Origin of the sequence: Faecalibacterium sp. 9 (genome assembly GCF_048320955.1) — a bacterium.
GTDB lineage: Bacteria > Bacillota > Clostridia > Oscillospirales > Ruminococcaceae > Faecalibacterium > Faecalibacterium wellingii.
On sequence record NZ_JBLWGB010000001.1, the window covers coordinates 1348709 to 1369048 of the forward strand.

Here is a 20340-nt window from a genome sequence, read left to right on the forward strand (position 1 = left end):
CAGCTTCGCAAGGGCGGGTGAGGGCGTATCCCGAAAGAAAAGGAAACAAGACCCATGCAGATCATTTCACAGTTTGCGCCGCTGCCGCTGGCGCAGTCGGAAAAAGGCACCGCAGTGGCAATGGGCTTTTTTGACGGTATCCACATCGGCCACCGGGCAGTGATCAACGAGGCAGTGCAGTGGGCCGGAGCCAACGATGCAGCGCCGGCACTGTTCACCTTCAGGCTGCCGGTGGTGAACAAGATGAAGGGCAAACGGCTGCTGTCCACAGCAGATAAACATGCACTGGTGGCAAGCCTTGGCGTGGAGTATTACCTCACGCCGGACTTTGAGGAGATCAAGGGCCTGACGCCGGAGCAGTTCGTGCTGGGCATCGTGCGGGACTGCCGCGCCCGGGCACTGGTCTGCGGCGAAAACTTCACCTTTGGGGCCAAAGCTGCCGGAAACCCGGAGCTGCTGCGCACCCTGTGCGAGCCGCTGGGCGTAAAGGTGATCGTGGTGCCCATGGCGCAGTTTGAGGAAAAGCCGGTGTCCTCCACCCGCATCCGCACCGCGCTGGAAGGCGGCGACATCCCGGCAGCAAACGCCATGCTGGGGATGCCCTACGCCATCCGGTTCGAGGTGCAGCACGGTGCAGGTCTGGGCCATACGCTGGGGGTGCCCACCATCAACCAGCTGTACCCCGAGGGCTTTCAGCTGCCCCGCAGCGGCATCTATATCACCCGTACCCTCATCGGCGGCAAATGGTATCCTTCGGCCACCGGCCTTGGCAGCCGCCCCACCGTCAACGACGATGCCACCAAGGTGACCTGCGAGACCTTTATCCCGGGTTTTTCCGGCGACCTCTACGGCACCGACCCGGTGGTGGAGTTCCACGCCTACCTCAGCCCCAGCAAAAAGTTTGATACGCTGGACGAGCTGCGGGCCTGCATCAACAACGCTGCAAAGCGTGCACAGGAATATTTTGCATAAGAAAAAGACCTGTCCTTCCGGAGATCCCGGAAAGGCAGGTCTTTTTTGTTGCTTATTCGTAGTCGATGGGCAAAGTGGGCAGGCCGTTCAGCTCCAGCCCGGCAGTGTGCCCGGCAATGTACTGGTAATACCCCTGTGCCGCGATCATAGCGCCGTTGTCACCGCAGAATTTCAGCTCCGGCAGGTAGACCTTGGCGCCCAGCTTCTGGGCACCATCGTTCACCAGCTGGCGCAGCCGTCCGTTGGCGGCAACGCCGCCCGCCAGACACACCTGCTTTGCACCGGTATCTGCAGCAGCCAGCAGCAGCTTTTCGGCCAGAATGCCCGCAATGCGCTCCTGAAAGCTGGCAGCAAGGTCGGGTACATTCACTTCTTCGCCCTTCATCTGAGCCTTGTTCACCTCGTTCAGCACGGCGGTTTTCAGGCCGGAAAAGCTCACGTTATATTTGCCCTCCACATGGGGCACCGGCAGGCGGTAAGCCTTGGGGTCACCGGTCTTGGCGGCGTTGGCCACGCTGGGGCCGCCGGGATAGGGCAGACCCAGCGTGCGGGCCACCTTGTCAAAGGCTTCACCGGCGGCGTCGTCCACCGTGTGGCCGAGGATGTGGTAGTGGGTGTAGTCCTGCACCTCCACGATGTGGCTGTGCCCGCCGGAGGCCACCAGACAGAGGAAGGGCGGCTTCAGCTCCGGGTGGGTCAGGTAGAGTGCGGCGATGTGTCCCCGCAGATGGTGCACCGGCACCAGCGGCTTGCCCGCTGAGTAGGCCAGACCCTTGGCAAAGTTCACACCCACCAGCACCGCGCCGATGAGCCCCGGCGCAAAGGTGACGGCTACGGCATCCACATCGTCGATGGTCCTGCCTGCGTCCAGCAGGGCTTTTTTGACCGTGGCGCTGATAAATTCGCAGTGGCGGCGGCTGGCGATCTCCGGCACAACGCCGCCGTACAGAGCCTGTTCTTTGACGCTGGTGGAGATGACGTTGCTCAGCAGATGCCGCCCGTCCTCCACAAGCGCTGCGGCGGTCTCGTCGCAGGTGGATTCAATTCCTAAGATGATCATTTTTCAGTGGGCCTCCAGCCAGTTTTTGCCTGCGTGCACATCGGTGCTCAGGGGCACGGCGTACTGCACGCAGCCTTCCATTTCCTCCCGCAGGATCTGCGCAGCCTTTTCGGCTTCGGCCTGCGGGGCCTCTACGATCAGTTCATCGTGGACGGTCAGGATCAGGCGGCTTTCCATCTTTTCGTCCCGCAGCCGCTTCCATACCCGCACCATGGCCAGCTTGATGACGTCTGCCGCAGTGCCCTGAATGGGGGTGTTGCGGGCCATCCGCTCGCCGCTGGAGCGGACATTGAAGTTGGAGCTGGAAAGCTCCGGCAAGGCGCGGCGGCGGCCAAACAGGGTGGATACATAGCCCACGGCCTTGGCGTCCGCGATGGTCTTGTCCATGTAGCCGCTCACCTTGGGAAAGGCGGCCAGATAGTTCTTGAGGAAGGCGTCTGCTTCCTTCACGGTCACGCCGATGTCCTTGGCCAGACTGTAGGCACCCTTGCCGTACATGATGCCAAAGTTGATGGCCTTGGCAGAAGAGCGCAGACGGGAGGTGACCTCTTCCTGCGGGATGCCGTAAATTTTTGCGGCGGTGCTGCGGTGGATGTCCTCACCGTTCAAAAATGCCTGCTGCATGTGCTCATCACCGGTAATGTGGGCCAGAATGCGCAGCTCGATCTGGCTGTAGTCGGCATCCACCAGCACACAGCCCGGCTTTGCCACAAAGTAGGCGCGCAGCTGGCTGCCCAGCTCGGTGCGGATGGGGATGTTCTGCAGGTTGGGATTGTCGGAGGAGAGCCGTCCGGTGCGGGCCTCGGTCTGGTTGAAGGTGGAGTGGATGCGGCCGTCCTCGCCGATCACCTTGAGCAGGCCCTCCACGTAGGTGGAGTTCAGCTTCTGGTAGGCGCGGTACTGCAGAATGTCCTCCACCAGCGGGTAATCCCGCAGGCTTTCCAGCGTTTCGGCATCGGTGGACCAGCCGCGCTGAGTCTTTTTGCCGTGGGGCAGGCCCATGGTATCAAACAGCATCTCGCCCAATTGCTTCGGGCTGTTGGGGTTGAAGCTGGCGCTGCCGGTCTCCATGTGGATGCGGGTGAGCACCTGCTCCAGCTCAGTGCGCAGCTTTACGCCGAACTGCTCGATGCCGTCTTTGTCCACCAGCACGCCGGTGCGGGTCATATCGGCCAGCACCTGTGCCAACGGGAACTCGATCTCGTTGTAAAGGGCGTCCTCTCCGCAGGCGGTGATCTCGGCCTTCATCTTGCTGAACAGATCGGCAAGGCGGCCTGCGTCCGGGTAATCGGTGCAGGTAAAGGCGGCCGAGGCGCGGTAGCTGGATACCAGTTCACCGATCTGATATTTGGAGGCAGAAGCGTCCAGCAGGTAGGCGGCAAGCTTGCCGTCCCACACGATGCTGCTGCCCCAGCCGCCTGCGGCCATGGCTTTGGCGTACAGCGGCGCGGAGTTGAACACCTCCAGGGTTACGTCTGCGTTGTCCAGCAGGCGCACAAGGTCGGCGTCCTCCAGCGGGTAAACGGTGCAGTCCTGCACGGCGTACCAGCTTTCCGGCTGCAGCACCACGTTGCGGGTGCCCTGCTTGCCCATGACGGCGGGGCGGGAGGCAACCAGATAGGTGCCGGAAGGAGCCAGCGGCAGGGCTTCCAGCTCTGCCTGTGCAAGCTCGATGCCGTCCTCGCCCTCCGGTGCGGCAGGGACAACGCCGGCCAGCCCAAAGCGGGGAATGAGGGAGTGGATCTCCAGCTCCTGCAAAAGGCGCACAGCCTCAGCCTTGCGGCCTTCGCCCACCTTGTAAGAACCCTCGGCGGTGTCAATGGGCGCATCGGTGCGGATGGTGCCCAGCGTGTGGCTCAGCTCGGCCATTTCGCGGCATTCGAGAAGGTGCTCCCGCTGTTTGGGCTTGATGCGCTTGTCGTCGATGTGCTCGTACACACCCTCCAGCGAACCGAAGTTCTGCACCAGAGACAGAGCGGTCTTTTCACCGATGCCCCGCACGCCCGGGATATTATCGGAGGCATCGCCCATCAGGCTCTTCACCTCAATGAGCTGTCTGGGCTGGATGCCGTATTTTTCCTGAATGGCGTCCACATCCATCGTCACCGTTTTGCTGCGTCCCATGACAGTGGCGGCAAGCAGCACGGTGGTGGTGTCACTGACCAGCTGCAGGCTGTCCCGGTCTCCTGTGGCAAGGAAGCAGTCGTCCTTCCGGGCGGCACAGGCAGCGGCCAGCGTGCCAAGGATGTCGTCCGCTTCCCAGCCCTCGGCAGTGACGGTGCGGTAGCCAAGGTCTGCCAGCAGCTCCTTGAGCACCGGCATCTGCTGGGCCAGCTCTTCAGGCATGCCGTGACGGGTGGCTTTGTAGCCATCATACATTTTGTGGCGGAAGGTGGGGGCCTTCAGGTCAAAGGCCACGGCCACCTCGTCGGGTTCACACTCCTTGAGCAGGGAGAGCAGGATATTCAGAAAGCCATAGATGGCGTTGGTGTATCGTCCGTCCTTGGTGGTCAGCAGCTTGATGCCGAAAAAGGCGCGGTTGGCAATGCTGTTGCCGTCAATGACCAGTAAACGCATAGTCGTGTTCCTCCGTTGCATTATTACTCATCTTATAGTATAGCACAAAACCGCACCCAGCGGGGGACTTTTGCGTAAAAAACTGCAACAGGAGCACGGGCGTTTTTGCCTGTAATTTGCAAAAAGAATGTCAAACGAAAACTGCCGCCCGGGAAGGCGGCAGTTGAGGTGCTGTCTGCAAGTGCAGGTGGTCATGCTTCCCTCCGGCAAGCGTCGGGAGAGCGTAAAAACGTATTGCCGGATCGTCGAGCGTTTACTCCTCGATGCGGATAGCGCTCACCGGGCAGGCATTGGCGGCATCCACGGCCTGCGGCACTTCCTCCGGCGGGATCGGCCCGGGCTCGGCCACTGCCAGAACGCCCTCCATGTGGAACACGGCGGGGCACAGCCCGGCACACTGGGTGCAGCCGATGCAAAGGTCGGGATCAACGTATGCGTTCATAGAAAAAACCTCCTTGTGATCTTGCCTTGCAGGCAGTATGGCCCGGCTGGCTGCGAATTATGCCTATGCAACGGCCCGCAGCTGTGGTAAAATAGACTTTCAGGAGGGAAGTACCATGAACATTCAGATCTTCGGCACCAGTAAGTGCTTTGATACCAAAAAGGCCCAGCGCTATTTCAAGGAGCGGGGGGTCAAATTCCAGATGATCGACCTGAAGGAAAAAGAAATGAGCCGCGGCGAGTTCGACAACGTGGCTCGGGCGCTGGGCGGCTGGGAAAAACTGGTGAACCCCAAGGCCAAGGATAAGCAGACCCTTGCGCTTCTGGACGCACTGGTGGACTGGCAGAAAGAGGACAAGCTGTTTGAAAACCAGCAGCTGTTTTTAACGCCCATTGTGCGCAATGGGCGTCAGGCGACCGTGGGCTATCAGCCCGATGTCTGGAAAAGCTGGGAATGATGCAAGCCGCGTCCATTCGGCGCACTCCGCGTACTTTCACAAAAAAACCACGGGCATGGTTTTGCACAATGGGCCGGTATGTGGTATACTGAATACTGTACCATTTGACAATCCTGGGAGATACAACAAACATGAAACATTCTATTACCCCTGAAGAACATGCACGCGTGCAGCGCCGCCGCGGGCGTCAGGCACTGGGCCTTCTGGTCGCCATTCTGGTGGTCGTGGGCTTTGTTACCGTGCTGCGGGCCGGTGTGGGCGCTGTGGCCAACCTGTTCGATGATACGGCACAGAAGCAGGAATATGAGGATAAGCTGGAAGGGCTGGTGCTGTTTGACCCCATGCCCTTTGACGGCATTGAGAACATCGACGACCTGACCCTGCGCGAGGCAGCGGTGTGGGGCTGCATCTACAGCATCCAGGAAACGCAGGGCGGTTTTGACAACTACAATACCGACCCCGACACCGAACAGCTGCTGCTGCCCTCGCTGGATGTGGACGCTTACCTTGCAAAGCTGCTGGGCCCGGGCTTCAAGCTGACCCACCGCAGCTTTGAGATGGAGGATATGACCATCGAATTCGACGATGCCACCCAGTGCTACAAGATCCCCGTCACCGGCACCGTGGGCTATTACCGTGCAGTGGTGACCAAGCTGTTCAAGCGCAGCGGCAAGCTGCACGTTACCGTGGGCTACATCCCCACGGCAAGCAATGACGACAGCATCATCAATGTGTCCTCGGATACGCCCACCAAGTACATGGACTATCTGTTCGAGCGTCAGAGCGGCAGCTGGTATCTCACCGGCCTGACCGAGAGCGAGACCAAGGCCGAGAGCGCCGAAAGCACATCTGCCGCAAGCCTGCCGGAACCCATGGCAGAAAGCGATGTGCAGGATGCCATCCTTGCCACAGCCGGTTCGGATGCAGCAGATTCGGCGGCTTCTGCCGTTGAGCCGGAGACGCAGGCAGAAAACGGCGCAGACAGCGCCGTGGCCGAAGCCCCTGCTGCGGACGATGCCGCCAGCACCGCAGGGTAAAAACACAAATACAAAAGGGACCGCTGCACAGTTTTAGTGCAGCGGTCCCTTTTGCGTTTTGACCATATTCAGCGGAAATAGGATTTATATTTGCTCCCCCGGGAAAATCTGCGGATTTTCCCGGCAGGGCGCAGCGGAAAACGGATTTCTGCCTGTGTGTTATTTCAGATCGAGCCTGACCACCACCAGCCGGTACCACAGATACGGCACCATGTTCCAGATCATCCACAGCTCCATCAGGATGTAGTTGGGCAGATCTTTCAGGCGGAAGGGCCGCTTGCCCAGCTTGCCGGCTTTCAGCAGGGCAAAGGCCTCGTGCATCCCCTTGTCCCAGCTTTCCCCAAAGCCCTGCTTGTGGAACTTGTAGCACTTGAGCAGGTAGCCTGCAGCCAGAGGGATAAAGTTGAGCACCAGCATCAGCAGCGGCTCATTCTTGAGGGGCAGAAGGATGCTGTTGCGGCCGCTCTGCTGGCTTTTGAAAGCGTTGTACCGCACCGCGCCGGTGCTGGCACCACAGATGTGGTAGCATCTGGCAGTGGGGCAGAGCAGATTTTTATAGCCTGCATTGTTGGCACGCCAGCTCAGATCCACATCCTCAAAGTAGGCAAAGAAGTTCTCGTCAAAATTGCCGATCTCGTCCAGAATGCTCTTGCGGTAGAGCGCCGCACCGCCGCAGGCTGAGAAGATGCGCCGGCACTTTGTGTAGCGGCTGGCGCGGCGGCCATCACCGGTCTTGCAGGCAAAGCCCATCCACGTGACATAATCGCCCGCGTCGTCGGCCAGCTCCCGGTCAAAGTGACGGATCATCAGGCTCTGCACTGCAAAAATTTTCGGGTCGGTCTCGGCGGTGCGGATGAGCTCGGCCAGCCACTGGGGCTCGGCAAAGGCGTCGTTGTTGAACAGCACCACGTACTCGCTGTCGGCCAGAGCAATGCCCTGATTCACCGCGTGGGAAAAGCCGGTGTTGGTGCCGTTTTCAATGAGGGTGAAATTTTCGCGGCTGCAATAGCTGCGGGCCTGCTCCAGACTTTCGTCGGTAGAGCCGTTGTCCACCACGATGAGCCGGAAGCTCTGCTCAGTCTGGGCGTAGACCGACTCGATGGAATCCTTGAGCCAGCCCTTGCCGTTGATGTTCGGGATCACGATGGTCGCTTTATACATAAAGACACTCCTAAGTCTGTGCACAATTACAATGCCAGTATAGCATATCCCGGCGCAAAAAGAAACCGCATCCCAGTAGGATGCGGCGTTTGCAGGGCAGAAATTATGCGGCAAGGGCTTTTTCGATGTTGGAAAGAATTGTGTCGTGATCCTCGGCACACACCAGGATCACCTCGCCGGTGGGGGCTACGGTGACGGTGGCCGCCTTGGCGACCTGATACTGGTCCTCAAGGTAGTGCTCCATGGACTGCTGTTCGCTCTGAACATAGGCTTCCAGTGCGGCCTTCACGGCGTCGGTCTTGCCCTCGGCGGGCTTCACGATGGCTATGGCGTAGCTGCGCACCATCATGGAGGAAACCGAGGCGGCAAAGCTCTCGTAGCTGCCGTCCTCAAGGCCCAGCAGGGGGAACACGATATCTTTCAGCTCGTCGTTCAGCTGGTCGGCCTCGTACTCGGCGCTGTAGCCGTCGATGGCGGTGAATTTGCCGTCTTCCCCCTTGGTAAAGATCATATCGTACTCGTTGTCCTCGTCGGTGCGGGCGTCGTGGATGATCTGGGAGTAGTCTTTGGGGGCGGCAGAGTCGGCCTTGCTGCCGGCAGAGCAGCCCACAAGGACAAACAGGCACAGACCGGCAAGCAGTGCGGCGATGATACGTTTCATAAATGCATTCCTTTCCTGTGTAAAAACAGCTTCTGAAAACAGGTGCGGCGGCTTGGCATTAGTGTGTACCGTTTTGCGCCTGCTATCCGTAATACGAACCACATCCCGGCAGGATTGCACTGCAAACGTAACCTTTTTATGAACGGCTCACAGCATCAGGGCGTCCAGCTCGCCATGGTTCACGGGCGTGGAGAGAATGATCTGGGTGCTGGTGGTGCCCAGCTTCTGGAACTGCAGGATCAGATGCTCCAGCTGGGGCATGCTTCCGCAGCTCACCTTGACAAGGAAGGTGTAGGCACCGGTGACGTGGTAGCACTGCAGTACCTCCTTGCTGTTCTGCAGCAGCTCCAGAAAGGCGTCCTGCTTGGACGGTGCCACCGAAAGGCTGATGAGGGCGTCCACGTACACGCGGTCGGCGGGGCGGTTCAGGGTGACGGTGTAGCCGCTAATGATGCCGTCCGTCTCCAGCTTGTGGATGCGGCTGGACACCGCAGGGCTGGTCAGCGATATCTGCTCGGCGATCTCCTTGACCGGCATACGGGCATTCTTGGCAAGCAGGGAGAGAATCTTGCGATCCAGATCGTCCATGGGAATACTCCTTTTTGAAAATATGTTGGATTGTATAAAATTTTTTGAAAGTAAAGTTTTATTGTTGGTGCAAACATACAAATGCTGAAAAGGTTTGCTTTTGCTTGGGTTTGTGTTAATTATATAAAGTTTTGATGGAAAAGTAAAGACTTAATTTAAAGCAAAACCGGAAAAATCTGTTTGACAAGAAAACGAAAAGGGGTATAATACATCATGCAAGGCAGCGCGATGCACAATGTGCCTGCCGATTGAATTTGAGATTCACTACTTTATATACTTTCCCACCCCTCTATACACAAAAACCCGCTGCCAGGCGGGTTTTTGTGTTTGTTGGGAATTTTTCCTTTTTGAAAAAAGCAGTGGCAGACAATGTACTCGACCCATAGAGCAGCTGCTTTCGGCTGCGACCTCATCCGTGAAAAATGCAAGCCCGGAAAGTCTGCAGACTTTCCGGGCTTGTTCTATCTCAAAATATGATTTCGCTGATGATAGCCGGAGCACAGCGGAGGCGATTTAAATCGTGTACGCCTATCAGACCAGATACCCTTCAAAGCAGTGCAGGTCCTCGGTCTTGACGATGCCCTCCAGATACAGCCCGTCCTCCCGGTATTCTTCCACCTGCACGCTGCCCCGCTCCCGCATGGGGGCGGCAAGGCCCAGCTTATCGTAGGGCAGCAGCACCCGCAGGGTGTGCACCCGGTCGCTGAGCACCTCGTCCAGCTTTGCCAGCAGGGTGTCCAGACCATAGCCGGTTTTGGCGCTGGTGAGCAGGATGTCCGGGTCAAAGCTCATGGCACCCGGCTTGTCGCATTTGTTGTAGACGGTCAGGCGGGGGATGTCCGCGCAGTCCAGCCCGTCCAGAACCTCGTCGGTGACGGCCAGCTGCTCTTCCCACTGCTCATCGCCTGCGTCTGCCACCCGGATGATGACGTCCGACCATGCAGCTTCTTCCAGCGTGGATTTGAAGGCCTCCACCAGATTGTGGGGCAGGCGGGACACAAAGCCCACCGTATCCACCAGCAGCACGGCCATGCCGCTGGGCAGCACCAGCTTGCGGCTGGTGGGGTCCAGTGTGGCGAACAGCATGTCCGCTTCGGCTACGCTGGGGCCGCACAGAGCGTTCATCAGGCTGGATTTGCCCACGTTGGTATAGCCTACAAGGCTGACCACCGGCATACCGGTCTTGGCACGGGCCTTGCGGCTCTCGCTCCGGCGCTTTTCCATTTCGGCCAGCTTTTCAGCCAGTGCATCAATGCGGGCGTGCACATGGCGGCGGTCCAGTTCCAGCTTGGTCTCACCGGCACCACGGCGGGCACCGCCGCCACCGCCACCGCCGCCGCCCTGACGGCTCAGTGCCTCGCCCATGCCCTGCAGACGGGGCAGACGGTAGCGCAGAAGGGCCAGCTCGGTCTGCAGCTTGCCTTCGTTGGTGACGGCGCGGCTGCGGAAAATTTCCAGAATGAGCATGGTGCGGTCGATCACTTCCAGCCCGCCCAGCGCATTGGAGATGTTGCGGATCTGGCTGCCGGTCAGTTCGCCGTCAAATACGGCGCATTCCGCGCCCAGACTTTCGGCGGCAAGGCTGGCTTCCTCCAGTTTGCCGCTGCCCAGCACGATGCCGGTCTCCGGGGTCTGGCGCTTCTGGGTCACCTGCGCCACGGCTTCCATGTGGTTAGCCTCACACAGGGCAGAAAGCTCTGCCAGACTGCGCTCGCAGTCCCACAGGCCCTGATCCAGCGCCAGCAGAATGACCTTCGTCGGGGGTGTTTCCACTAAGATATCGTAAAGTTCGCTCACGGTAAGTCCTTTCTATGTTCGTAACGCTCCCGCGTCAATAAATAGCTTTTGCATTCCACCGGTGTGCCGTCAAACTTGTGGTCAACGGCGTCGTGGTGGTACACAAAACCGGCTTTTTCCATCACCCGGCCGCTGGCGGGGTTTGCCTTGGCATGGCAGCAGGTCAGCCAGTCCCCGTCAGTATGGCTGAACCAGTACGCGGTCACAGCCTTCAGCGCTTCGGTGGCAAAACCTCTGTTCCACCAGCTCCGTCCGATGCAGTAGCCTGCTTCCCAGATGCCGCCCGAGAGGTCCAGCTCCGGCCAGAATGCTTTTTGACCGGCATCTCCCAACGCGGCGTTGAAGATGCCGATGCTGCCGAACACCTGTCCGGAGGCCTTTTCCACAATGGCCCACTGGTAGTAGTCCGGGTTCGGGTAGAGCGTGGCCCATGCCGCCAGCAGGCCCAGCGTTTCCAGAGCGTTTTTGTGGGGCTCCCACCGCAGAAAACGGGTCACCTGCGGGTCGGACGCCCAGTTTGCGTACATCATGCCGGCATCCTCCGGCAGCAGGCGGCGCAGAAAAAGCCGGTCAGTCTCAAGCTCCTGCGTTCCGGCGTGGCGCATGGCACACACCTCCCTATTTTATAAAGTATGCATAGGATAGCACAAATTTGGCGTTCCTGCAAGCGCCGCCGCGAAAAAACGCTTGACCAGACTGCTTTTGTGCATTAAACTAAAAGCCAAGTGTTTTTGTGGGAAAAGGAGAACGCTCCATGAGTGATGTGCGTGAGATCTTGAAAAAGCGTCCGCTGCTGTTCGATGGCGGCATGGGCACCTATTATAAAGCAAAGCCCGGGCAGGAGTGTGAGCAGGCGAACCTGCTGGACCCGGAAGGAGTTCTGGCCGTGCATGGTGCGTATCTGGAAGCAGGCGCCGATGCCATCAAGACCAACACCTTTGGTCTGCCGCGGATGGCGGCGGCGGGAAATCCGTTGTGGGAGGCCCTGACAGACGAGGGATGGAGGCTGGCCGCACAGGCCGCTGCAAAGACCGGCGCTGCCGTGTTTGCCGATCTTGGTCCGGCCCCGGATACGGAATCGCTCCCGGCGGCACAGATCTATACGGCCCTTGCCGAGCGGTTTGCCGCATTGGGTGCAAAGAACTTTTTGTTTGAGACGCTGAGCAGCGACGCCGGTGTGGCCGAAGCCGCGAAGCAGATCAAAGAAGCAGTGCCGGACGCCTTTGTGCTGGTGTCTTTTGCGGTGCTGCCGGACGGTTACACCCGTGAGGGACGGCACTGCACCCAGCTGGTGCGCAACATGACCGCCTGCGGTGCAGTGGATGCCGTGGGCCTGAACTGTGTTTCTGCTCCCGGTGCCATGCGCACACTGGTGCAGCAGCTGGGCAGAACAGAGCTGCCCCTGTCTGTCATGCCCAATGCGGGCTACCCGGTGGTCACCCGCACCCGGGTACAGTATCAGGGCAGGCCGGAATATTTTGCCCGGGAGCTGGTCGGCCTTGCTGCCGAGGGTGTGCGCATTCTGGGCGGCTGCTGCGGCACTACGCCCGCCCACATTGCGGCCCTGCGCACGGCGCTGGATGCGCTGCCGGAGCAGCTGCCGGAGGCAGCGGCAGCGCCGGTACCCGCTGCCGTAAAGCCGAAAGTGGAAACGGACGATGCCTTTCTGCGCAAGCTGAACGCGGGCAAAAAGGTGATTGCCATTGAGCTGGACTCCCCCAAGGACGCCGACCTGACGGACTATCTGGAGGGGGCCCGCCGCCTGCAGGCTGCCGGAGCCGATCTTTTGACCATTGCAGACTGCCCCATTGCCCGGGCACGGATGGATTCCTCGCTGGTGGCCTGCCGGGTGCACCGGGAGCTGGGGCTGAACGTGCTGCCCCACATGACCTGCCGCGACCGCAACCTGAACGCCACCAAGGCCCTGCTGCTGGGCCTGTATGCCGAGGGCGTGCGGGAGGTGCTGGCCATCACCGGCGACCCCATCCCCACCGCAGAGCGGGACGAGGTGAAGAACGTGTACCAGTTCAACTCCCGCAAGCTGGCGCAGTACATCGTCTCGCTGGCAGGCGAGGGTCGGGAAATGCCCTCGCCCCTCACCGTGTTCGGTGCGCTGAACCTGAACGCCCGCAACTTTGATGTGGAGCTGCGCCGTGCACAGGAAAAGCTGGAGAATGGCATGAGCGGCTTCCTCACCCAGCCGGTGCTCTCGGCACAGGCGGTGGAAAACCTGAAAAAGACCCGGGAAGCGCTGGGCAGCAGGGCAAAGATCCTGGCGGGTATCATGCCGGTGGTGAGCCAGCGCAACGCCATCTTTATGGAGAACGAGGTCAACGGCATCCATGTGGACGCTGAGATCATCGAGCGCTTTGCCGGGCTGGACCGTGCGCAGGGCGAAGAGCTGGGACTGGAAGTCTCGGTAAAGGCTGCACAGGCCGCAGCGCCCTATGCAGACGGCTTCTACCTGATGACCCCCTTCAACCGCATCGCCCTGATGGAGCGGCTCATTGCCCGGCTGAAAGAGGAAGGAATTGCAGATTAAAATGGCCGACGCGTTCGCTCTGGGACGGGTTGTGGCTCCCAGCGTATGCTACGGCCCTTGAGCGGGCCTTGCATTCTGCTGGCCACGGCCCCAACAACTCCTCTCTGTTTCTGCCACAGGCAGCGGTCGTCGTCGTTGCATCTTCAGCGGAAAAATATTTTTTATATTTGCGTTTGTCGTGGCCTGCGGGCCACTCCAAACGCGTTTTCACGAATAAGGCCCAAACCGTAAGATGCAGCAGGACAAATTCTTGTAAAGAAAAAAGTAATTGACAAATCGCACAAAAAACGCTATATTCTTTTTATAAATGCGTTGAAGAAGAGTGTGCACTGCATTTGCCGTTCAGAGAGCCGGAGAATGCTGCGAATCCGGTACGGTCGGGCGGTGTGCTGTCACTTTGGAGCAGGAGCGGTGAGCTGAAGAGCAAGCCGCTCTCGGAGCTGTCCCACGTTACCGGGGCATCAAGGGGCGCAGGATGCTCTGCGCAATTTGGGTGGTACCGCGGTTATTACAGCCGTCCCATGGAACGTTCCGTGGGACGGCTTTTTTTCGTCCCACTTCATCATTTTTTACTGGGAGGACCCTATGAAAGAACTTGCAAAACAGTACGATCCCAGCCAGGTGGAAGACCGCATCTACCAGTTCTGGCTGGACGGCGGCTACTTCCACACGAAGGCAGACCCCGACAAGAAACCCTACACCATCGTCATGCCGCCCCCGAACGTCACCGGTCAGCTGCACATGGGCCATGCGGTGGATAACACCATGCAGGATATCCTCATCCGCACCAAGCGGATGCAGGGCTATGCCGCCCTGTGGGTGCCCGGCACCGACCACGCCTCGATTGCCACCGAGGCCAAGGTGGTGGAGGCCATGCGTGCCGAGGGCCTGACCAAGGAGATGGTGGGCCGCGATGGTTTTCTGGACCGTGCATGGGCATGGAAGACCAAGTTCGGCAACCGCATCGTCAGCCAGCTGAAGAAGCTGGGCAGCAGCTGCGACTGGGAGCGCGAGCGCTTTACCATGGACGAGGGCTGCTCTGAGGCCGTCAAGGAAGTGTTCGTGCGTCTGTACGACAAGGGCCTGATCTACCGCGGCAACCGCATGGTCAACTGGTGCCCCCACTGCAACACCTCCATTTCTGACGCCGAGGTGGAGTACGAGGAGAAGGATGGCAGCTTCTGGCACCTGCTGTATCCGGTCAAGGAGACCGGCGAGATGCTGGAGCTGGCTACCACCCGTCCCGAGACCATGCTGGGCGATACCGCTGTTGCCATCAACGGTGACGACCCCCGCTATGCCCATCTGCACGGCTGCCATGTGGTGCTGCCCCTGCTGAACAAGGAGATCCCCATTGTCTGCGATGAGCACGCCGACATGACCAAGGGCACCGGTGTGGTCAAGATCACCCCCGCCCACGACCCCAACGACTTTGAGGTGGGCCTGCGCCACAACCTGCCCATCGTGCGTGTGTTCACCTATGACGGTCACATGACCGGCGCTGCCGACAAGGCTGCTGCCGATGCTCTGTTCGCCGCCGGCAAGAACACCATCAACGAGCCTGAGGTGCTGGACTGCGGCAAGTACGCCGGCATGACCACCCTCGAGGCCCGCAAGGCCATTCTGGCCGATCTGGAAGCAGGCGGCTTCCTGAAGGAGATCGAGCCCCTCAAGCACGAGGTGGGTACCTGCTACCGCTGCCACTCCACCATCGAGCCCATGGTGTCCAAGCAGTGGTTCGTCAAGATGGAGCCGCTGGCAAAGCCCGCCATCGAGAGCGTGGAAAAGGGCGAGATCAAGTTTGTGCCCGAGCGCTTCACCAAGAACTATATGAACTGGATGAAGAACACCCGCGACTGGTGCATCAGCCGTCAGCTGTGGTGGGGCCATCAGATCCCGGCATGGTACTGCGACGACTGCGGCGAGACCGTGGTGGCAAAGTCTGCTCCCTGCGCCTGCCCCAAGTGCGGCAGCGCAAAGCTGACCCAGGACCCCGATACGCTGGATACCTGGTTCTCCTCCGCTCTGTGGCCCTTCAGCACGCTGGGCTGGCCCAATGAGGAGAGCGAAGACCTCAAGTATTTCTATCCCACCAACACCCTCGTCACCGGCTACGACATCATCGGCTTCTGGGTCAGCCGCATGATCTTCTCCGGTCTTGCCTACACCGGCAAGGCACCCTTCAGCACCGTCTGCATCCACGGCATCGTGCGCGACAGTCAGGGCCGCAAGATGTCCAAGAGCCTTGGCAACGGCATCGACCCGCTGGAGGTCATTGCCCAGTACGGCGCAGACGCCCTGCGCTTTATGCTGGTGGACGGCTCCACCCCGGGTAACGACATGCGCTATATCGAAAAGAAGGTGGAGGCTGCCCGCAACTTTGCCAATAAGCTGTGGAACGCTACCCGCTTTGTGCTGATGAACCTGCCCGAGGACTTTGAGCCGGGCCTGCCCAGCGAGGAGATGCTGGACATGAGCGACAAGTGGGTGCTCACCAAGCTGAATCAGGTGGCCGGTGCCATGACCGACAACCTCGACCACTATGAGATGGGTCTGGCCGCTGCCAAGATCAACAGCTTCATCTGGGACGTCTACTGCGACTGGTTCATCGAGATCGCAAAGCCCCGCCTGAATTCCGGCAACGCACAGCAGGCCGACACTGCCCGCCGCGTGCTGGTGTATGTGCTGGATAAGGCCCTCAAGCTGCTGCATCCCTTCATGCCCTTCATCACCGAGGAGCTGTATCAGGCTCTGCCCGGCTCTGCCGAGACCATCATGACCCAGAGCTGGCCCACCTTCGATGAAGCTCACAACTGGGCCGACGAAGAGGAAGCCTTTGAAAAGGTCATGGACTACATCAAGGCCGTGCGTACCATGCGCACCGAGATGAATGTCCACCCCGCCAAAAAGACCAGCATGATCATCGAGACTGCCGATGCAGCACCCTTCCAGAAGGCACAGGTCTATCTGGCAAAGTTCGCCTTTGCCACCGATGTGACCTTTACCGAGAAGTATGAGGGCAGCACCGACGGCATGGTGCAGGTGTCCACCCACGCTGCACGCGGCTTCATCCCCATGATGGAGCTCATCGACCGCGACAAGGAGCTGGCACGTCTGAACAAGGAAAAGGCCAAGGCCGAAAAGGAAATGGCCATGTTCGCAAACCAGCTGAACAACCCCAAGTTTGTGGAGCGTGCTCCGGCGGCACTGGTGGAGGATATCCGCAATAAATACGCCAAGAGTCAGGACAAGCTCGCCAACATTGAACAGAGCATCAAGGCTCTGGGCTGATTTGAGCGGGGGTCGTCATAGCAGCGCACAGCGCGCTTTTCCGTGGGTCGCTGCAGGGCGGGTGCTCTTTACTCTTGCCCTCCTTGGCTGCATCGTGTTCATCTTTTCCAATTCCATGAAGATCGGCGAGGTCTCTCAGGGCTCCAGCGGCCGGGTGCTTGCCCTGCTGCAGGGAGTGCTGCGCCGTCTGGGCCATCCGGCCCTTGCCCAGCGCCTGACGGATCACATCGTGCGCAAGCTGGCGCATTTCTGCGAGTATACGCTGGAAGGCTTCCTGCTCATGCTGTGCATGCGGGTGTACACCCGGAACTACATCTGGCACATCAGCGTGCCGCTGCTGGGCGGCGTGCTCACCGCACTGGCCGATGAGACCATCCAGATCTACTCGCCGGGCCGCAGCAGTCAGGTCACGGATGTGTGGCTGGACTCTGCCGGTGTGCTGGCAGGCATCCTTGCAGCGCTGGTGCTCATGGCGTTGTGCGGGCTGCTGTTTCATCATCGTAATAAGGAGTAACCAATGACCATCGAACAGGCAAATCAGTATTTTGCCGCCCTGCCGGACGGCTTTGCCTCCACCGAACAGCTGCGCACCGCGTTCACCGCGCCGGTGCAGAAGGTGCAGTTTGTGGGTGTGGCGGGCACGGCGGGCAAGACTGTGGTGGCCCGCCTGCTGGCGGCCATCCTGCACGCACAGGGCATCCATGCGGGTCTGTATCATGCGGGTTCCCGCCCGCTGTCGGAGCGCATCTGCATCGATGATGCTCCGGTGGACGAGGGCCTGCTGGCCTTGACGGCAGAAGCCCTTTCCGCCGCCGAGGCTCTGCCCCGGGACGCAGCAGAGCTGGCAGCAGCGGCCAACTGCTTTGGCGCAGCGGGCTGCACGCTGGCCGTGGTGGAGCTGCCGGATGCGGGCCTTGCCGAAGCGCTGCCCGGTATGCCGGTGTGCGCCGTCACCTCGGTCGGTCCGGACGGCGTGAGCCGTTCGGTGGAGCGCCTTGCCGCACTGGCGGCAGGCGTCATGCGCAAGGGCAGCATCTGCGTCACCGCGCCGGAGCAGCCTAAGGCAGTGCTGAGCGAGCTCATTGTAGCCGCAGGAAAGTGCGGCTGTGAGCTGGTGGTGCCGGACCCGGAGGATATCACCTTTCTGGAAGCAGAAAAGTTTGCCAGCAAGGTGGACTACGGCGGGTACACTGTGCCGCTGGCCTTTCTGGGCCGTCACGCGGCAGGCAACGCCGCTGTGGCTGTGGAGCTTTCGCTGGCGCTCTGCCGCAAGGACTTCGACATTACAGATGAAGCCATTCTGGAGGGTCTGGCGGCGGTGGAGAACCGCAGCAGCATCCGGGTGGTCTCGCAGCGCCCGCTGGTCATTCTGGACGCCTGCCGCACCCCGCAGCAGGCGGCAGCTCTGCTGCGGGTGCTCAACATGGCCAAGGTGCGCCATATGAGTGCCATCATCGGCCTGACCGAAGAGGAAGGTGCCGAAGCATTCTTCTCCGCGCTGGAGACCGGCCTGACCCCGGAGGAACAGAAGAAGGATAAGTCCACCATGCCCGGCATGAGCGAGAATCCCTTTGATAAGGTGTATCTCGTCACGCCGCAGGGCACGGATACTGCTCTTACCGAGCGTCTGACCGAGAAGGCAAAGTATCACTTTGATGCGGAGCTGTGTGCCAGTCTGGCCGAAGCGGTCAGACTGGCGCATGCCAACACCCGCCGCGGTCTGCTGGTCTGCGGCAGTGAGTCTGCCGCACTGGAAGCTGCCGAACTGCTGGCAAACAGCTGAGCCGACACGCTTCCCTAAAAAATAAACGAAGGATCCCGTACACTGGAACTATGTGTACGGGATCTTTTATTTTGCAAAGGAGATGGACAAACCATGGCAACGGTAAGCTTCAGCCCGGCGGGCGAAGTGCTTTACGCCTATCTTGCAGGCGAGATCGACCACGATGCAGCGCAGAGCCTGCGCATCCAGCTGGATGATGCGCTGGTCAGCCGTACCCCGCAGACCATGATCCTGGACTTTGGCGGGGTGGGATTTATGGATTCATCCGGCGTGGGGCTGATCCTGGGCCGTCAGCGAATTGCCCGCACGCTGGGCACGGCCCTGCGGGTGCAGCACACGCCGTCCCAGCTGGCAAAGGTTCTGCAGCTGGCCCGCATCCCCTGTACGGACACAGAACAGAAGGAGGAATGACTCTATGAAAGCGGAAAATACGACAAAGCTCCAGTTCGACTCCCTCAGCGTGAACGAAAGCTACGCCCGGGGCGCTGCGGCAGCCTTTCTTGCCCGGTACGACCCCACCGTGCCGCAGCTGGCCGACATCAAAACGGCAGTGTCCGAAGCGGTGACCAACTGCATCGTCCATGCCTACCCGGATCACATCGGGCCGGTGGTCATGAGCATCGCGGTCTATCCCGGCCGGGAGGTGCATATCACGGTGTCGGACAAGGGAGTGGGCATCCCGGATATCCCGCAGGCCATGGAACCGCTGTTCACCACCGGCAACCCGGAGGAACGCTCCGGGCTGGGCTTTGCGGTGATGCAGAGCTTTATGGATAAGGTCAAGGTGACATCCAGACCCGGCAAAGGAACAAAGGTGCTGCTCATCAAGCGTCTGGCCCAGCGGGAATGATACATAAACAGGAAAGGCGGGCAGAAGCATGGTATCGGATAAGACCCGGAGGGACGCATTCATTGAACAGAACCTTGGACTGGTACACGCCTGCGCGGGGCGCTTCCGTGGGCGCGGCATGGAATACGATGATCTGTACAGTGCCGGATGCATGGGTCTTGTCAAAGCCTGCGATCACTTCGACGAGAACCGCGGCGTCTGCTTTTCCACCTATGCGGTGCCGGTGATCCTGGGCGAGATCAAAAAGCTGTTCCGGGACGGCGGCACCGTCAAGGTGAGCCGGTCTCTCAAGGAACTTGGCATGCGGGTGCAGGCGGCACGGGAACATCACATGAAGCTCTGCGGCACAGAACCGACTCTCTCACAGCTGGCAGAAGAACTGGATGAACCGGTGGAGAACATCACCCTTGCCATTCAGGCGGCACAGCCTGCCATGAGCCTGACCCCGGAAAATACAGAGGATGGAGACCGACAGCTGGATATCCCGGTGGATTCTCCGGAAGAAGCACTGGCCGAGCGTATCAGTCTGGAAGAGGTGCTCAGGGCTCTGCCGGAACAGGATCAGCAGCTGATCCGGCTGCGCTTTTATGGGAACAAGACCCAGAGCGAGACCGCGAAGGTGCTGCATACCACGCAGGTGCAGATCTCCCGGCGGGAACGCAGGATATTATCCCTGCTCCGGCGCCGCCTTTTGGAAGATTAGGTGTCATAATTTCCAGATTGAAAGGAAAAAACTGGGCAAAATGTAAAAAGTCGGATTTTTCAAAAAAATATGAAGAAAAAGCTTGCTTTTTGTAAAGGGCTGTGCTAGAATACATTACTGTCAGGCGGACGTCTGACAGAATGAAACAGTTCAGAACAGACGTCCTAACGTAAAGAATCGATGAGCTTCGACAAGAAACTCAAAAATGATTCAAAAAAGTGCTTGACAACTTATCACGAAAGTGATAAAATAAATAAGCTATCAGCCGCAAGGCTGAGGCGCACAGGACCTTGAAAATTGAACAATATCGAAAAACTTGTAAGGAACCTTTATGTGTTTGGAAAAACACTTAAAACAATTCCAAAAGTAATTCACACAGGACGCAAGCGATTGCGTGCTGAGCGAACAAGATTTAACAC

The 20340-nt window shown here is 59.5% G+C and carries 18 protein-coding genes and 1 other annotated feature; of the genes, 10 read left to right on the top strand and 8 right to left on the bottom strand.

Annotated features, from left to right (window positions below; all coding sequences use genetic code 11):
* Positions 1–54 precede the first annotated feature (54 nt).
* Entirely contained in the window at positions 55–972 is a 918-nt protein-coding gene (gene ribF, locus ACKXF9_RS06450; protein ID WP_418265611.1) for a bifunctional riboflavin kinase/FMN adenylyltransferase, read from the top strand.
* A 52-nt stretch (positions 973–1024) separates the two neighbouring features.
* Here ribF and tsaD read toward each other — a convergent pair whose 3' ends face one another.
* From tsaD to ACKXF9_RS06465, 3 genes are all read right to left on the bottom strand, one after another.
* On the bottom strand, positions 1025–2032 hold the full coding sequence (gene tsaD, locus ACKXF9_RS06455; protein ID WP_418265612.1) for a tRNA (adenosine(37)-N6)-threonylcarbamoyltransferase complex transferase subunit TsaD: 1008 nt from the start codon (positions 2030–2032) through the stop codon (positions 1025–1027).
* 3 nt (positions 2033–2035) lie between these two features.
* Positions 2036–4609: a DNA polymerase I gene (gene polA / locus ACKXF9_RS06460; protein ID WP_418265613.1), complete on the bottom strand. Its 2574-nt coding sequence runs from the start codon at positions 4607–4609 to the stop codon at positions 2036–2038.
* A 253-nt stretch (positions 4610–4862) separates the two neighbouring features.
* Entirely contained in the window at positions 4863–5051 is a 189-nt protein-coding gene (locus ACKXF9_RS06465) for a ferredoxin (protein ID WP_097801364.1), read from the bottom strand.
* A gap of 115 nt (positions 5052–5166) precedes the next feature.
* Between ACKXF9_RS06465 and ACKXF9_RS06470 the strand changes: the two genes are divergently transcribed.
* Positions 5167–5508 (top strand): arsenate reductase family protein, encoded by a 342-nt coding sequence (locus ACKXF9_RS06470; protein ID WP_249238193.1) that lies wholly within the window; start codon positions 5167–5169, stop codon positions 5506–5508.
* Positions 5509–5639: 131 nt separating this feature from the next.
* Positions 5640–6545 carry an Ice-structuring protein gene (locus ACKXF9_RS06475; protein WP_418265614.1) on the top strand — a complete coding sequence of 302 codons (906 nt, stop codon included), beginning with the start codon at positions 5640–5642 and terminating at the stop codon, positions 6543–6545.
* A gap of 159 nt (positions 6546–6704) precedes the next feature.
* Here ACKXF9_RS06475 and ACKXF9_RS06480 read toward each other — a convergent pair whose 3' ends face one another.
* The 5 genes from ACKXF9_RS06480 to ACKXF9_RS06500 form a co-directional block, all read right to left on the bottom strand.
* Complete coding sequence (locus ACKXF9_RS06480; protein ID WP_418265615.1) at positions 6705–7706, bottom strand: glycosyltransferase family 2 protein; 1002 nt, start codon at positions 7704–7706, stop codon at positions 6705–6707.
* Between the two features lie 103 nt (positions 7707–7809).
* Positions 7810–8367 carry a DUF4358 domain-containing protein gene (locus ACKXF9_RS06485; protein ID WP_418265616.1) on the bottom strand — a complete coding sequence of 186 codons (558 nt, stop codon included), beginning with the start codon at positions 8365–8367 and terminating at the stop codon, positions 7810–7812.
* A 147-nt stretch (positions 8368–8514) separates the two neighbouring features.
* Positions 8515–8955 carry an Lrp/AsnC family transcriptional regulator gene (locus ACKXF9_RS06490; RefSeq protein ID WP_249238197.1) on the bottom strand — a complete coding sequence of 147 codons (441 nt, stop codon included), beginning with the start codon at positions 8953–8955 and terminating at the stop codon, positions 8515–8517.
* Between the two features lie 531 nt (positions 8956–9486).
* Positions 9487–10752, bottom strand: coding sequence for a GTPase HflX (gene hflX / locus ACKXF9_RS06495; RefSeq protein WP_418265617.1), 1266 nt, complete (start codon positions 10750–10752; stop codon positions 9487–9489).
* Positions 10749–11357 (bottom strand): GNAT family N-acetyltransferase, encoded by a 609-nt coding sequence (locus ACKXF9_RS06500; protein WP_418265618.1) that lies wholly within the window; start codon positions 11355–11357, stop codon positions 10749–10751. The genes hflX and ACKXF9_RS06500 overlap by 4 nt, the downstream gene beginning before the upstream one ends.
* 149 nt (positions 11358–11506) lie before the next feature.
* Here ACKXF9_RS06500 and ACKXF9_RS06505 point away from each other — a divergent pair, with 149 nt between their 5' ends.
* The 7 genes from ACKXF9_RS06505 (at position 11507) to ACKXF9_RS06535 (ending at position 19921) form a co-directional block, all read left to right on the top strand.
* Entirely contained in the window at positions 11507–13294 is a 1788-nt protein-coding gene (locus tag ACKXF9_RS06505) for a bifunctional homocysteine S-methyltransferase/methylenetetrahydrofolate reductase (protein WP_418265619.1), read from the top strand.
* A gap of 303 nt (positions 13295–13597) precedes the next feature.
* Positions 13598–13819: a binding site (T-box leader), on the top strand.
* A 60-nt stretch (positions 13820–13879) separates the two neighbouring features.
* Positions 13880–16585, top strand: a complete 2706-nt coding sequence (locus tag ACKXF9_RS06510) for a valine--tRNA ligase (protein ID WP_418265620.1) — start codon at positions 13880–13882, stop codon at positions 16583–16585.
* Position 16586: 1 nt separating this feature from the next.
* On the top strand, positions 16587–17099 hold the full coding sequence (locus ACKXF9_RS06515) for a VanZ family protein (RefSeq protein ID WP_339395301.1): 513 nt from the start codon (positions 16587–16589) through the stop codon (positions 17097–17099).
* 3 nt (positions 17100–17102) lie between these two features.
* On the top strand, positions 17103–18368 hold the full coding sequence (locus ACKXF9_RS06520) for a folylpolyglutamate synthase (protein WP_418265621.1): 1266 nt from the start codon (positions 17103–17105) through the stop codon (positions 18366–18368).
* Between the two features lie 93 nt (positions 18369–18461).
* Positions 18462–18779 carry an STAS domain-containing protein gene (locus tag ACKXF9_RS06525; RefSeq protein WP_418265622.1) on the top strand — a complete coding sequence of 106 codons (318 nt, stop codon included), beginning with the start codon at positions 18462–18464 and terminating at the stop codon, positions 18777–18779.
* Between the two features lie 4 nt (positions 18780–18783).
* Positions 18784–19218 carry an anti-sigma F factor gene (gene spoIIAB / locus ACKXF9_RS06530; protein ID WP_339395299.1) on the top strand — a complete coding sequence of 145 codons (435 nt, stop codon included), beginning with the start codon at positions 18784–18786 and terminating at the stop codon, positions 19216–19218.
* Positions 19219–19246: 28 nt separating this feature from the next.
* The gene (locus tag ACKXF9_RS06535) at positions 19247–19921 is read left to right on the top strand and encodes a sigma-70 family RNA polymerase sigma factor (RefSeq protein WP_249238206.1); all 675 of its coding nucleotides are present in this window, start codon (positions 19247–19249) and stop codon (positions 19919–19921) included.
* Positions 19922–20340: the final 419 nt, after the last annotated feature.

Coding starts and splice junctions, on each gene's coding strand:
- spoIIAB (WP_339395299.1), top strand. CDS start 18,784: ATGAAAGCGGAAAATACGACAAAGCTCCAGTTCGACTCCCTCAGCGTG.
- ACKXF9_RS06505 (WP_418265619.1), top strand. CDS start 11,507: ATGAGTGATGTGCGTGAGATCTTGAAAAAGCGTCCGCTGCTGTTCGAT.
- ACKXF9_RS06480 (WP_418265615.1), bottom strand. CDS start 7,706: ATGTATAAAGCGACCATCGTGATCCCGAACATCAACGGCAAGGGCTGG.
- ACKXF9_RS06520 (WP_418265621.1), top strand. CDS start 17,103: ATGACCATCGAACAGGCAAATCAGTATTTTGCCGCCCTGCCGGACGGC.
- ACKXF9_RS06525 (WP_418265622.1), top strand. CDS start 18,462: ATGGCAACGGTAAGCTTCAGCCCGGCGGGCGAAGTGCTTTACGCCTAT.
- polA (WP_418265613.1), bottom strand. CDS start 4,609: ATGCGTTTACTGGTCATTGACGGCAACAGCATTGCCAACCGCGCCTTT.
- ACKXF9_RS06485 (WP_418265616.1), bottom strand. CDS start 8,367: ATGAAACGTATCATCGCCGCACTGCTTGCCGGTCTGTGCCTGTTTGTC.
- ribF (WP_418265611.1), top strand. CDS start 55: ATGCAGATCATTTCACAGTTTGCGCCGCTGCCGCTGGCGCAGTCGGAA.
- ACKXF9_RS06465 (WP_097801364.1), bottom strand. CDS start 5,051: ATGAACGCATACGTTGATCCCGACCTTTGCATCGGCTGCACCCAGTGT.
- tsaD (WP_418265612.1), bottom strand. CDS start 2,032: ATGATCATCTTAGGAATTGAATCCACCTGCGACGAGACCGCCGCAGCG.
- ACKXF9_RS06535 (WP_249238206.1), top strand. CDS start 19,247: ATGGTATCGGATAAGACCCGGAGGGACGCATTCATTGAACAGAACCTT.
- ACKXF9_RS06475 (WP_418265614.1), top strand. CDS start 5,640: ATGAAACATTCTATTACCCCTGAAGAACATGCACGCGTGCAGCGCCGC.
- ACKXF9_RS06500 (WP_418265618.1), bottom strand. CDS start 11,357: ATGCGCCACGCCGGAACGCAGGAGCTTGAGACTGACCGGCTTTTTCTG.
- ACKXF9_RS06490 (WP_249238197.1), bottom strand. CDS start 8,955: ATGGACGATCTGGATCGCAAGATTCTCTCCCTGCTTGCCAAGAATGCC.
- ACKXF9_RS06470 (WP_249238193.1), top strand. CDS start 5,167: ATGAACATTCAGATCTTCGGCACCAGTAAGTGCTTTGATACCAAAAAG.
- ACKXF9_RS06510 (WP_418265620.1), top strand. CDS start 13,880: ATGAAAGAACTTGCAAAACAGTACGATCCCAGCCAGGTGGAAGACCGC.